This window comes from Amycolatopsis panacis, from assembly GCF_003600245.1.
Classification (GTDB): Bacteria; Actinomycetota; Actinomycetes; order Mycobacteriales; family Pseudonocardiaceae; genus Amycolatopsis; species Amycolatopsis sulphurea.
The window spans coordinates 30,506-43,117 of sequence record NZ_QZFV01000107.1; the positions used below are offsets into that span (position 1 = coordinate 30,506).

Annotated in this window: 13 protein-coding genes; 10 read left to right on the forward strand and 3 right to left on the reverse strand. The window is 65.1% G+C overall.

Annotated features, from left to right (window positions below):
- Nucleotides 1-27 precede the first annotated feature (27 nt).
- Nucleotides 28-348 carry a TcmI family type II polyketide cyclase gene (locus tag D5S19_RS23030; protein ID WP_233574100.1) on the reverse strand — a complete coding sequence of 107 codons (321 nt, stop codon included), beginning with the start codon at nt 346-348 and terminating at the stop codon, nt 28-30.
- Nucleotides 349-540: 192 nt separating this feature from the next.
- Between D5S19_RS23030 and D5S19_RS23035 the strand changes: the two genes are divergently transcribed.
- The 6 genes from D5S19_RS23035 to D5S19_RS23060 all read left to right on the forward strand — a co-directional run bounded on the left by D5S19_RS23035 (nt 541) and on the right by D5S19_RS23060 (nt 5,185).
- A complete protein-coding gene (locus D5S19_RS23035; protein ID WP_233574101.1) occupies nt 541-963 on the forward strand; it encodes a cupin domain-containing protein in 423 nt (140 codons plus the stop codon).
- Complete coding sequence (locus tag D5S19_RS23040; RefSeq protein WP_120025486.1) at nt 960-2,216, forward strand: beta-ketoacyl-[acyl-carrier-protein] synthase family protein; 1,257 nt, start codon at nt 960-962, stop codon at nt 2,214-2,216. The genes D5S19_RS23035 and D5S19_RS23040 overlap by 4 nt, the downstream gene beginning before the upstream one ends.
- Complete coding sequence (locus tag D5S19_RS23045) at nt 2,213-3,448, forward strand: ketosynthase chain-length factor (protein WP_120025487.1); 1,236 nt, start codon at nt 2,213-2,215, stop codon at nt 3,446-3,448. Before D5S19_RS23040 ends, D5S19_RS23045 begins: the two co-directional genes overlap by 4 nt.
- Entirely contained in the window at nt 3,441-3,698 is a 258-nt protein-coding gene (locus D5S19_RS23050) for an acyl carrier protein (protein WP_120025488.1), read from the forward strand. Before D5S19_RS23045 ends, D5S19_RS23050 begins: the two co-directional genes overlap by 8 nt.
- Nucleotides 3,698-4,111 carry an SRPBCC family protein gene (locus D5S19_RS23055; RefSeq protein WP_120025489.1) on the forward strand — a complete coding sequence of 138 codons (414 nt, stop codon included), beginning with the start codon at nt 3,698-3,700 and terminating at the stop codon, nt 4,109-4,111. Before D5S19_RS23050 ends, D5S19_RS23055 begins: the two co-directional genes overlap by 1 nt.
- A 78-nt stretch (nt 4,112-4,189) precedes the next feature.
- Nucleotides 4,190-5,185, forward strand: a complete 996-nt coding sequence (locus tag D5S19_RS23060) for a methyltransferase (protein ID WP_456061915.1) — start codon at nt 4,190-4,192, stop codon at nt 5,183-5,185.
- A gap of 73 nt (nt 5,186-5,258) precedes the next feature.
- On the opposite strand, the gene D5S19_RS23065 is transcribed toward D5S19_RS23060, so the two are convergent.
- Entirely contained in the window at nt 5,259-6,113 is an 855-nt protein-coding gene (locus D5S19_RS23065; RefSeq protein WP_158605619.1) for an AfsR/SARP family transcriptional regulator, read from the reverse strand.
- Between the two features lie 1,108 nt (nt 6,114-7,221).
- Between D5S19_RS23065 and D5S19_RS33285 the strand changes: the two genes are divergently transcribed.
- The 4 genes from D5S19_RS33285 (at nt 7,222) to D5S19_RS23080 (ending at nt 11,812) form a co-directional block, all read left to right on the forward strand.
- Entirely contained in the window at nt 7,222-7,446 is a 225-nt protein-coding gene (locus D5S19_RS33285) for a hypothetical protein (RefSeq protein ID WP_233574102.1), read from the forward strand.
- A 229-nt stretch (nt 7,447-7,675) separates the two neighbouring features.
- Nucleotides 7,676-8,332 (forward strand): IS630 family transposase, encoded by a 657-nt coding sequence (locus D5S19_RS32555; RefSeq protein WP_233574105.1) that lies wholly within the window; start codon nt 7,676-7,678, stop codon nt 8,330-8,332.
- Between the two features lie 62 nt (nt 8,333-8,394).
- Nucleotides 8,395-9,228, forward strand: coding sequence for a class I SAM-dependent methyltransferase (locus D5S19_RS23075; protein WP_199730646.1), 834 nt, complete (start codon nt 8,395-8,397; stop codon nt 9,226-9,228).
- A gap of 211 nt (nt 9,229-9,439) precedes the next feature.
- Nucleotides 9,440-11,812 (forward strand): ATP-binding protein, encoded by a 2,373-nt coding sequence (locus tag D5S19_RS23080; protein WP_120025492.1) that lies wholly within the window; start codon nt 9,440-9,442, stop codon nt 11,810-11,812.
- 28 nt (nt 11,813-11,840) lie between these two features.
- Here the strand turns inward: D5S19_RS23080 and D5S19_RS23085 are convergent, their stop codons facing one another.
- Nucleotides 11,841-12,461 carry a class I SAM-dependent methyltransferase gene (locus tag D5S19_RS23085; RefSeq protein WP_120025493.1) on the reverse strand — a complete coding sequence of 207 codons (621 nt, stop codon included), beginning with the start codon at nt 12,459-12,461 and terminating at the stop codon, nt 11,841-11,843.
- Nucleotides 12,462-12,612: the final 151 nt, after the last annotated feature.

A 12,612-nucleotide genomic window follows, 5' to 3' on the forward strand; every position in this document is an offset into this window, starting at 1 on the left:
ACCAGCCTGCGCCGCATACGCATCGCCTCAATCAGCCGACCACGAGTAGAAGACCTCCGCCTTGGAGTCCTTCAGCTCGCTCCAGGTTGGCGCGTACGGCTGCAGGATGGCCGCCAACTGCTCGTTGACTGCCACGAAATCGGGGTGGCTGCGAGCGGCATACAGACGATCCATGACGTCGTCCTCCGCCTCGATCAGATGCATGTAGAGACCGTGGAAGTGGAACAGCGTCCTCCTGGTCACGCCGATCTCGTGCGGCAGATTCGTTCGGTCGTGCTCGGCGAAGATCCGCGCTACGCGCTCGGCGTCGGTCGGGTCCATTCGCAGCACCATCAGTGCCCGGTACACAGTCGTACCTCCGCTGGCTCGTTCCGTTCGCTGGTAACGGATGAAGCTTCAGCCCGACCACGTGAGTTCCAATCAAGAGCTGGACGACCGCCAGGTTGGACGGGCAGCTCCAGCGGTTCTCACTGGTTCGTAAACCGCCCTGGGACACGATCGGAACGGGTCACAGGCGAGCGGGAGGAGTGGCTGGATTTGGTGGCACAGATCGTGAAAATCGCAATGGGTGACGTTGTTCCGGGCATTCGCCAGGGTGGCCAGGTCCGAGCCTTGCTCACACCGAAGTCGGTAGGTGCTACGGCCGGGTTCCTGGGCACGCTGGAATTGTCGGCCGGAGAACACGTCGCCGAGCACTACCACCCACATTCCGACGAGTTCATCTTCCTGGTTCGCGGCAGCCTACTGGTGCGCGCGGGGGAACAACGGATCGAGCTCCTAGCCGGAGATGCGGTCATGGTGCCGAGGCTGCGCCGGCACCGACTGGAGAACCAGGGCAGCGAACCGGTCCTCGCGGTCTTCCACATCGGTCCGCTGGCTCCGAGCCCGGAACTGGGGCACGTGGACACCGAACCGGTGCCGTTCCCGCACGCCGCGCCGCCGACGGTTGGCGGCGGTCGGTGACGCGCCGGGCTGTCATCACCGGCATCGGTGTCCTTGCCCCCGGCGGCATCGGCACCACGGGGTTCTGGGACCTCATCAGCAACGGGCGGACCGCGACCGGGCCGATCACCTTGTTCGATCCCGGTCCGTTCCGGTCCCGGATCGCGGGTGAGATCGATTTCGACGCCCGCAGAGCGGGACTCACCCCACTGGAGATCAGATGTATGGATCGCGCGGCCCAGTTCGCCGTGGTGTGCACCAGAGAGGCGGTGCGGGACAGCGGCCTGTCCACCGAACAACTACAGCCGCACCGGACCGGCGTGACCATCGGCACCGCGGTGGGATGCACCATGGGTCTGGACGCGGAGTACGCGGTGGTCAGCGACAGCGGCCAGAACTGGCTGGTCGACCACAGGAACGCAGCTGCACAGCTGTTCAACTACCTCGTCCCGTCCTCGCTGGCCGCCGAGGTCGCGTGGGCCGTCGGTGCCGAGGGGCCGGTGGCGGTCATCTCCACCGGTTGTACCTCGGGGCTGGACGCGGTCGGCCACGGCTGTGACCTGATCCGTGAGGGTGCGGCCGACATCGTGATCACCGGGGCCACCGACGCGCCCATATCGCCGATCACCGTGGCCTGCTTCGACGCACTCAGGGCCACTTCGGCGAACAACGAGGACCCCGAGCACGCGTCCCGGCCGTTCGATCGCAGCCGGGACGGTTTCGTCCTCGCCGAGGGAGCGGCGGTGTTCGTGGTGGAGGAACTGGCCCACGCGCGGCGCCGCGGCGCACACATCTATGCGGAGGTCTCGGCCCATGCCAGCCGGTGCAACGCCTACCACATGACCGGGCTCCGGAGCGACGGCCGGGAGATGGCGGAGGCGATCCGGGCGGTCCTCGCACGGGCTCGGATCGATGCCGGAGACGTCGACTACGTCAACGCACACGGGTCCGGCACCAAGCTGAACGACCGGCACGAGACCGCGGCGTTCAAACAGGCCTTACGTGCAAGGGCGTACGAGGTACCGGTGAGTTCGATCAAGTCGATGATCGGGCACTCGCTGGGCGCCATCGGCTCGATCGAACTCGCCGCGTGCGCACTGATCATCGAACACGACGTCATCCCTCCGACCGCCAACCTGCACGAGCCCGACCCGGAGTGCGACCTGGACTACGTCCCGATCAAGCCGCGCGAACAGCGAGTGGACACGGTGCTCAGCGTGGGCAGCGGGTTCGGCGGGTTCCAGAGCGCCGTCCTGCTGAAGCGAGTGGCGTGAACGGTACCGGGGGGACGGTCATCACGGGGATCGGCGTCATCGCGCCCAACGGGCTGGGAACCGGATCCTACTGGGCCGCAGTGCAGGACGGTGTCAGCGGGTTGGGGCCGATCAGCCGCTTCGACGCCGCCAACTACCCGGTCCGGGTTGCCGGCGAGATCACGGACTTCTTCGCCGACCAGCACGTGCCGGCCAGGCTGCTGCCGCAGACCGACCGGGTGACCCAACTCGCGCTGACCGCAACCGAATGGGCGTTGCGGGACGCGGAACTGAATCCGGCTCAGCTGCCCGACTACGCCATGGGAACGGTCACCTCGACCGCTGCGGGCGGGTTCGAGTTCGGTCAGCGCCAACTGGCCAAGCTCTGGCGCGACGGTGCGCCGTTCGTCAGCGCCTATCAGTCCTTCGCATGGTTCTACGCGGTCAACACCGGGCAGATCTCGATCCGGCATGGTCTGCGCGGACACGGATCGGTGGTGGTTACCGAACAGGCCGGCGGTCTCGACGCGATCGGGCACGCGCGGCGCCTCTTGCGGCAGGGAACGGCGTCTTCCATGGTGACTGGCGGGTTCGACGCGCTGCAGTGCCCCTGGGGGTTGGTCGCGCAACTGCCAAGCGGCCGGCTCAGCGAGCACGGCGATCCCGTCACCGCCTACCTGCCGTTCGATCGCGCGGCAAGCGGTTACGTGCCAGGTGAAGGGGGCGCGATCCTGGTGCTCGAAGATACCGATCAGGCACGAGACCGAGGTGCACCGCAACGCTACGGCGAGGTCGCCGGGTACGCCGCGACCTTCGACCCGCCAGCACGCAGTGGCCGGCCAGCCACCCTGGCCCGCGCCATCCGACTCAGCCTCGCCGACGCCGGCCTGCATCCAGAAGAGATCGGCGTGGTGTTCGCCGATGCCTGTGCCGTCGCGGAGCAGGACCGGATCGAGGCTGAAGCGATCACTGAGGTCTTCGGCCCTGGCCAAATTCCGGTGACGGCTCCCAAGACCACGACAGGCCGGCTGTACGCCGGAGGATCGGCGCTTGACGTGGCCACCGCCCTGCTCACCCTGCGAACTGGCGTCATTCCGCCGACCACGGCGCAGGGACGGACGCGATCAGCGTACGAACTCGACCTCGTGCTCGGCCGACGGAGGAGGTGCCACGCGAACGCTGTGCTCGTGATCGCCCGTGGTCACGGTGGATTCAACTCGGCCATGGTTCTACGAAAGGAACGACATGAGTAGGTTCACTCTAGACGACCTGCTGGTGATCATGCGGGAGTGTGCGGGAGAACCGGAAGTCCATGCGCTAGACGATTCTGCCGCAGATGTCCCGTTCGACGAACTGGGCTACGACTCGGTGGCGCTGATCGAGATCATCGGTCAGATCGGGCGCGATGTCGGCATCACCTTCCCGGACGAGCTGACCACCGAGCACACCACGCCCGCGACCTTAGTCCATCTGGTCAACGGTGCGCTGGCCAGGAGTGTGTGATGGGTACGCGCATCGAGAACAAGATTATGATCGACGCCCCGCTGGATCTCGTGTGGCGGATGACTAATGACGTTGAGTCCTGGGTCACTCTGTTCGAGGAGTACGCCTCCGTCGAGATTCTGGGCCGAGCTCAGGACACCGTCACGTTCCGGCTGACGACCGTGCCTGACGAACAGGGCAACGTGTGGACCTGGGTCTCCGAGCGCCGGACGAACCGGCAGGCCGGAACCGCAGACGCCCGGCGCACCGAGACCGGCCCGTTTCAACACATGAACATCCATTGGTCGTACCAAGAAGTCGGGTCGGGCACCGAGATGACCTGGTGTCAGGAGTTCGCGATGAAGCTCGGCGCCGGCCGCACGGACGAGGCGATGGCGGACTATCTCAACGGAAGGACTCGCGTTCAGATGTAGCACGTCAAGGCAGTCATCGAGCAGGAGGCGCATCGGGAGTCCGCGGCACAGGACGCCGAGGACCTCTTCACACAGCAGATCCTGTTGCTGGCGTGCGGCGAGCGTCTCGCACGTGTCGTGCACGTGCTCGCGGAACTGGGCATCGCCGACCTCGTGGCCGACGGCACCAACTCGGTGATCGACCTCGCCGCGAAATCTGGCTCGCACACGGACTCGCTCTACCGGGTCCTTCGATGTGCCGCGTCGGTCGGTATCTTCCGGGAGGAACCGCAGCAGACCTTCCAGCTCACGCCGTTGGCTTGCGGTCTACTCTCCAGCCACCCCAACAGCGTGCTGCCACTGGTCAAGTACAATAACCTCGACGTTACTCGCCGGCCGTACAACGAGATGCTGCACAGCGTGCGTACCGGCGAACCGGTGCTAGAGCGGACCTTCGGCATACCGTTCTATCAGTACCTGCGCGAGGAGCCCGAGATCGGCGCGTTCTTCGAGAGGTTCATGATGCACTGGAGCCGCCGGATGGTGCACGGTGACTTCAAGGACCTGACCTTTCCCGGCCACAGCACGCTCGTCGACATCGGCGGAAGCGACGGGTACTTCCTCGCCAACCTGCTCAGCCGTCAGCCGGAGTTGCGCGGATTTCTGATCGACCTGCCCAACGTCGTCGCCAACGCGCCCACGGTGCTGCGGGAGCACGGCGTACTGGATCGCGCGACCCTGGTGCCCGGCAACTTCTTCGAGGTGCCACTGCCGACCGGGTGCGACATCTACTTGATCAAGGCGGTGCTGCACAACTGGTCGGACGAGATGGCACTGGCCCTGCTACGCAGGGTGCGAAGGACCATCGGCGACACAGATGCGCGCCTGACGATCATTGACCAGGTGTTGCCGCCGCCGAACCAACTGAGCCACGGCAGGTTGTTGGACATGGACATGCTGGTGCTGTTCGGTGGCCGGGAGCGGACGCTCGAGGAGTGGACCAGGATGCTCGAGTCCGCTGGCTTTCAACTGAACAACAGGCCCGGGCACGGGTGGGCTCTGCTCGAATGCCTGCCCGGGAGGTTCGACGGATAAACGCGGGGTCGGAGCATCGACCCGATGTGCGGTTGATGCTCCGACCCCGACTCGGGTCCGGCGTCCCGACGGCTCAGCCGCTGGCGGCGATCAGGTCTAGCACCGAACGGACGCCACCGCGGCCCGGCGCCCAGTCGAGCAACCGGGTGCCGGACAGAATCGCCCGATGCAGCGCCTGTAACCGAAAGGACGGCTCGATGCCGAGCTGGTCCACCATCTCCTCTCTCAGTCGGCGGAAGACGTCGAGTGCGCCCGAGGTCCGTCCGGAGCGGTGTAGGGCGATCATCAGCTTCGCGTGCAAAGTTTCGTGCAGTCGGTGCTCGACCACCAGCGAGGCGAGTTCGCTGACTAACTCCTGGTGCAGGTTGAGGTTGAGGTCCGCCTCGATGCGCTGTTCAAGCACGTACAGGTGCCGCTCCTCCAACCGTGTGATGTGCGCCTGGATGCCGCGTTCCGGTTGGAAGTCGGTGACGATCGGGCCGCGCCACAACTCCAACGCCACCCGCAGGAGCGACGCGGCGGCGGCGTGCTCCCCGGCGGCGAGGGTCCGACTGCCCTCCAGTGCCTGCTCCTCGAACAGATGGACGTCCAGTTCGCCACGACGCACGCGCAGCGCGTAACCGTCCACATCAGTCACAAGAAGGTCGCGGCCCACTTCGTCCGGGGTGGAGCCGCAGCTGTCGGCGAGCCACTTGCGCAACTGAAAGACGTAGGTCTGCAAGGTGTTCATCGCACTGGCCGGTGGGTTCTCCCCCCAGAGCTCCTTGAGTAGGACAGGCGTGGCGATCGGCCGGTTCGCGTTGAACAGCAACAGCGTGAGCAACATTCTGAGCTTCGGCGCACTGGGCACCGCACTCTGCCCGCAAAAATCAATACGCAATGGTCCAAGCATGCGGTATTTCACTTGATAATCGCCGTGCTCGGCCACAAACGGTTCCCCCATTTCGAATACACACTTCCGCGTCGACAGGTGTCCACAGAAGACCCATTCCGGCTCCGCGGCCGCGCAGCCACGATTGAGAATGTGCCGCAGGTGGGTAGGGGCTTGCCGCGCCCAGGTCCAGCGGGCACCCAGTCCCGTGACGGTGTCGCAAGGTGGCCGGCCGCAGGTTGGGCAGCCGTCGACGTCAGCTTGGTCTCACTGGTGCGGGGTGCTGGTTCTCCAAACTGCTGGCGTGTCCCCGCATGGGTTGGCCGTGTCACGGTCAAGGCTTCCTCTCCCCTTTAGTTCGACGCGAGACCTCGACAGCCGGACCCTCCAGCACCGAGGTGTCCACTGACACGAATGACATCCCCTTCAGGACGTTCTCCTCAGTCCAACCGGCCTGCGTCGGAATGTGGCATAGGAGTCAACATAGTGGTGCCGCAGCACCCGCATCACCCTTGCGTATCGATAGTAGGTCGGCCGTCTCGGGCCAGCCCCAGTCCCCGCGAGTACATCTGGGGTGCACAGATTTTGTCCAACTGAGCGGTCGTCGCAGGTATTCCCCGACGGTCATCATCGTATCCCCTTCAGATCGATTTCCCCACGTGCGGTTGGCTGCATCCGGAGCCTGCGACTTGTGACGTTTTGAGGTCTTCATTCATTCGTTCGTCCGCGCAGGTTCTTTTCATGAAGTCGGTAGCCCGCAGTGTGGCTCCAACTCCAGTCGGCGGCTACATCGTTGACTGGCCTATTCACCTGGGACAGACGCACCACGTGACGTCTTGGCCAGCCACCTCCGCATGTAGTGCATGCCCTTCCCCTTCTATCACTGCGAGTGTGCTGGGATGAGCGCAGTGTGGCAAGGGGTAGGTGTTGCTTTTTTCCCTGAAACATGCCGCTGTACGGCAGGTGTTGGTTGCCTTCTCAACCAACGAGGATCACTGGCACCGGCCTTGACCAGGTACTTCGCGGCAGCCTGCCCCGGAACCGGCTAGTAGCGTGTCGCTGCTTAGTTGTGGTCTACGTGGCTGGGATGCTGTTGTGCGGCAGGTCGTTCCCCTGTCGAACAAGGACGGTTGTGATGCCCTCGCAGAAGAAGCGGCCTGTCAGGTTGACTGCGCGGGATCGCGCGGAGTTGATCCGGGTGCCCACGACGGGTGTTCATCCGGCGTCGATGATCATGCGGGCGCGGGTGCTGCTGGCGCTGGACATCTCGGTGGGCGAGGTGGACGCGAAAGAGGCGATCGCGGCGCGGGTCGGGGTATCGGGTGAGACGCTGCGGCTGGTCGCCAAGCGCTTCGCCGAGACCGGTGGTGACATCTGGGCCACGATCTAGCGCAAGCAGCGCGAGCATCCGCCGGTGCCGTCCCCGGTGACCGGTGAGGTCGAGGCGCGGCTGATCGCCCTGGCGTGCTCGCAGCCGCCGGCGGGGTATGCCCGGTGGTCGTTGCGGCTGCTGGAGAAGCACGTCGCGCTCATCGAAGATATCCCGAACCTGGACCACTCCGCCATCGGCCGGGTCCTAAAAAACGGAACTGCGTCCTCATCTGAAGAAATGCTGGACCATTCCGCCGAAGGCGAACGCCCAGTTCGCGGCCTGTATGGAGGAGGTGATCGCGGTTTACGCCCGGCCCTGCGACGCCACCCGCCCCGTGGTCTGCATGGACGAGAAGCCCTTTCAGCTACTCGGCCACGTCCGCGACCCGCTCCCCGCCCAGCCCGGCCAGGACATCCGCGAAGACAGTGAATGCATCCGGTGCGGCACCTGCTCGATCTTCGTCTGGGTCGAGCACCTGCGCGGCTGGCGCCGCGTGCACGCCCTCTCCCGGCGAACCAGGATCGACTGGGCCGGGCAGGTCAAAGAACTCCTGACCGTGGACTATCCCGACGCCGAGACCGTGGTGCTGGTGATGGACAACCTCGGTACCCACGGCATCGCCTCGCTCTACGAAGCCTTCGAACCCGCAGAAGCCTTCGCGCTGGCTCAGCGCCTCGAGATACACCACACCCCCAAACACGGATCCTGGCTCAACATCGCCGAAATCGAACTCTCCGCACTGACCCAGCAATGCATCGACCGCCTCATCAACGACCTCGACACTCTCAATACCGAACTCACCGCATGGCAACACCCCACCAATACCGACCAACGTCAAATCCACTGGCAGTTCACTACCGACGACGCACGCGTCAAGCTCCGCCACCTATATCCCAAGACCTAGCCGCGACACCCTACTAGTGCGGAGGACACGGAAAGTGGCGCACGGTGTGGTACCCGTTGACCATGGCTTTCGACATCGACACCCAACGGCAGATGGCCTTCAACGAGCGCAACTGGGACGCGCGGACCCGGATTCATGCTCGGAGCGATTTCTACGCTCTCGGCAGGCGTGACCCGCTGGACTGGATCCTGCCGTTCGAGTGGGACGCCCTTAGCGATCTCGCGGGTAAGGATGTCGTCCATCTGCAGTGCCACCTTGGTGTGGAGACGATGGCTCTGGCCAAGGCCGGCGCCCGCACCGTCGGCCTGGACTTCTCGGCACGGTCGGTCGAGCAGGCCGATATCGCCGCGCGCAACGAGAAGGTCGAGATCTCCTACGTCCGGGCCGACGTCTATGACGCGGTCGACGTGCTCGGCGGCGCCCGCTTCGACATCGTCTACACCGGCAAGGGCTCGCTGTGTTATCTGCCTGACCTCACCCGCTGGGCACAGGTCGTGGCAGGCCTGCTGCGGCCTGGAGGTTTCGTGTACGTCGTCGAATTTCACCCCCTGCTCAACGCGTTCGGGACGACTGTCCGCCCGGGCAATCCGGTGGACTTGACTGTCCGCCACGATTATCTGGGAGGTCGCGGCGCCGTCGAGCGCGACAGCAGCCGTACCTACACCGATGGTCCCCCGCTTGAGGGCGACACCGTGCACTATGAGTGGCCCCACGGCCTGGGCGAGGTGGTGACCGCGCTCGCACTGGCCGGACTGAAGATCGATCACTTGATCGAGCCGGACGTTCTGCCGTTTCAGCGATGGCCGTGGATGGTCCAGACTGACTACGGGTGGTGGCGAGGAAGCGGGGATGCGCCTCGTGTGCCGACGTTGTACGCGCTCAAGGCAAACGCCTAAGTAGTGGCGCGGTAGGTCAGCGTCCGACGGCGACAGATGACTTGCCTGACTGTATGGAGGTTTGGGCTGTGCTGGCGGGTGGGGCGGCAGCCGCGCCAGCCGGGTGTCTGGACCGTTGCCCAGACGCCGATCCACGGCAAGGTCCCATTTGCCGGACTGGTTGTCCACAGGTCCGGACGGTGCTGCTGTCGCGATATGGCAATATCCACTCATGGGGCAGGAGGGAAGTGGTGGCGTGTCTGACAGGGAGGAATCTCGCTCGGCAAAACTGCCTGCACGCCCGTTGACGGCCGCTGAGCAGTTTGGTAAGGCTCTTCGAGGTGTCCGGGTCCGTCAAGGAATGACCCAGCGGGAATTGGCCAAGGTGGCCTATGTGCACCATAGCATTATTTCACGACTCGAGGCCGGGCAATTGTCGCCGACCACGGATCACGCGGAGCAGCTCGACCGGGTGTTGGATACCAAGGGTGCGCTGCTCGAACTGGCGACAGCGGCTCGCGCCGAACCATATGCGGGTCTGCCCCCGCCGCCGCTGCATTTCGTCGGCCGAGCTCGAGCGCTCACTGCATTGACCGATTTGCTGATCGTTGCTCCCAACGAGATGCCAAACCGATCCACGGTGGTGTTTGTCGCCGGGCCACCGGGTGTCGGCAAGACCGCGCTTGCTCGCCATTGGGCCAACTCGAACGCGGATAGGTTCGAGCAGGTTCTTTACGCCGACCTGCACGGTTATGGGCCTCGGCCACCGGCAGAGCCGGGGGAGGTCCTGGAAAGCCTGTTGCGCGGGCTGGGCGTGCGGGACGACCGCATCCCCGGCACCGACGAGCTGCGGCTGGCTTTGTTGCAGGGGCAACTGGAGAAGCGTCGCAGCGTCGGGCAGCACGTGCTGATTGTGCTGGACAACGCCCGCGATTCCCGCCAGGTCGCGCAGGTCCTTCCGGGGACGCCGAACACGTCGGTGCTGATCACCAGCCGTACCAGGCTGTCCGGCGTGGTGATCGAAGCCCACGCGAAGTCGGTACGGCTGGAGCCGATGGACGCTCTGGATGCCGCTGCACTGATGGCGAGCTTTATCGACGAGGCTCGCGCCGAGGCTGAGCCGGATGCAATCGCTCGCCTGGTGGAGCTGTGCGGAGCGCTGCCGCTCGCGCTGAACATTGCTGCCGAACGGGTAGCCGCGAACGACCTGATGACGGTCCAGCAGCACGCAGACGATCTTGCCGAGCGTGGGCGCCTGGAGCTGCGGGTCGAGGATGACGACGCGACCGAGGTTCGGGCGACGTTCCGCTGGTCTTATGAGTCGCTACGGCCGGAGCAGGCACAGGTGTTCCGACTGCTCGGCGTGCACCGGGGCCTGCATATCAGCGCCGCGGCGGTTGCGGCGTTAGTAGCAATCCCAGTGCGTGACGCGACCCGGCTGCTGGCGGAGCTGGTGCAGGCGCACCTTGTGCAGCAGATCACGATGCACCGGTTCAGCCTGCATGACTTGCTGCGCGACTACGCCTCCGAGGAGGCTGCCAATCCTCGGTGGGACAACGAACGACACGCCGCGATTCGCCGACTGGTGGACTGGTACCTCTACACAGCCAACAAGGCCTCGTGGGCGATCTGGCCGAACCGGCCCGAACATCACCTCGACCTCGGCCCGGCCCCGGACGGCGTCACGCCCGCGCCGATCACCACCTTCGACCAAGCCGCCGGGTGGTACGAGACCGAGCTGCCCAACCTCGCTGGAGTCGGCGAGCTGGCGTTGCACCATCACCTGTTGTTTCCGGCTTGGCGGCTTGCCCTGGACTGTTTCGACTTCTACTTGCACCGCCGGCCGTGGCAAGTGTGGATCGACACCTTCGAGGTTGCGCTACAAGCGGCCGAGCAAGCCAAGGATCCGGAGCGTATCGTCCCCGCAGCGGAGGAATTGGCCGAGGCGTATCTGCGGCGCGGCAATCTGAACCGTGCCTGGGAACTCAACTCCCGCGTGGTGGCTGTGTCCGAGCAGCTCGGCCCGACATGGATCCTCAGTTTCGCCTACGTTGGGCTCGGCAACATCATGTACGAACGCGGGAACTTCGTCGAGGCGGCGCGGCTGTGCGCGCAGGGATTGGCGGTGGCGAAACAGGTCGGCTCGTTGGTGGGGGAAACCTACGCGCACACCCACCTCGGGCGTGCCTACCTCGAGCTCGGCAAGACGGATCTCGCCCTAGAGCACGGTAACCATGCCTTCGCATTGCAGGGTAACGAAGGAACTCCACATGGGCGCGGGTACACCGGCGTCCCGCTAGCCCGGGCGTACCGGCATACGGGCGATCTAGTACGGGCACGGCGAGTGGGCGTGGAAAGCCTGCAAGCCTACGAGGAATGTGGCGATACCCCTGGAAAGGCCGAAGCCCTCGGCGAGCTTGGCATGATTTTCTACGCGCTCGGCGAACGCGACGACGGCCGGGCCAAGGTCGAGGAAGCTCTGGACGTGCTCAGGCCGATCGATCCGCGGATCGCGGCGCACCTTCAGCGGCAGTGGGCGGCTCTGCGGGATGGCCCGTCGGCGGACTGCGCTGCTCATCCGGGGTTGGGTGCCGTGGACTCGTAGCGGTGTCGATGCGGTCGGTGAAACTCCGTCAGACCTTGCGAGCCGCGATGAACAGATCCACCTCCGGGCCTGCCTCTGTATGGGATGGTTGGAACTCGACCATGCGCTGCCGCACGACGTCGAAGCCAAGGCCAGCAAGCTTGTCGCGGTAGACGTCCTGGGTGTAGCTACTGACGGTGGCAGGCTGGCCCATGAACTCAATGTCGAGATTCTCGATGTCGGCAGGGACGGTGGCAAACAGAAAGATGCCGCCCGGGGCGAGCCATGAGGCGAAAGCAGCGAGGGCGGTGTCGATCTCGGCACGAGTGACCTGGAGCAGCGTGAAGAACGCGGTGATGGCGTCCCAGCTGTCCGGCGGGAACGACAGCGTCCGCAGGTCGGCAACCTCGAAGCTGGCGGCTGGGACCTGCTCGCGGGCGATCTCGACCATACGCGGCGACACGTCGTAGCCGGTCACGGAATGGCCGGCCGCAGTCAGTAGTTCGGCGCTAGGACGGCCGGTGCCCGAGCCGACATCGAGCACCCGAGCCCGGCCGGGCAGTTCGTCGAGCAGCCACTCGAGTTCTTCACGCTGGGCGGTCAGGCCTGCGAAGGCTGTCTCATAATCCTGGCCAAGAACGTCGAAGAGTTCGGCCGCTGTGAGTCCCATACAATCAGGCTAGCGACTGGACCTATGTCCCGCCCCGGGTTTGATGGAGACATCGAACACCCGGAGGATTCACAGTCATGGCGGCACCACGGAAGTATCCTGAGGAGTTGCGGGAGCGGGCTACGCGGCTGGCGGTTGAGGCCAGGCGGGA

Excerpts from the sequence above, each read along its gene's own strand:
- D5S19_RS23050 (WP_120025488.1), top strand. The coding sequence starts at position 3,441 with ATGAGTAGGTTCACTCTAGACGACCTGCTGGTGATCATGCGGGAGTGT.
- D5S19_RS23055 (WP_120025489.1), top strand. The coding sequence starts at position 3,698 with ATGGGTACGCGCATCGAGAACAAGATTATGATCGACGCCCCGCTGGAT.
- D5S19_RS23075 (WP_199730646.1), top strand. The coding sequence starts at position 8,395 with ATGGCTTTCGACATCGACACCCAACGGCAGATGGCCTTCAACGAGCGC.
- D5S19_RS23080 (WP_120025492.1), top strand. The coding sequence starts at position 9,440 with ATGGGGCAGGAGGGAAGTGGTGGCGTGTCTGACAGGGAGGAATCTCGC.
- D5S19_RS23085 (WP_120025493.1), bottom strand. The coding sequence starts at position 12,461 with ATGGGACTCACAGCGGCCGAACTCTTCGACGTTCTTGGCCAGGATTAT.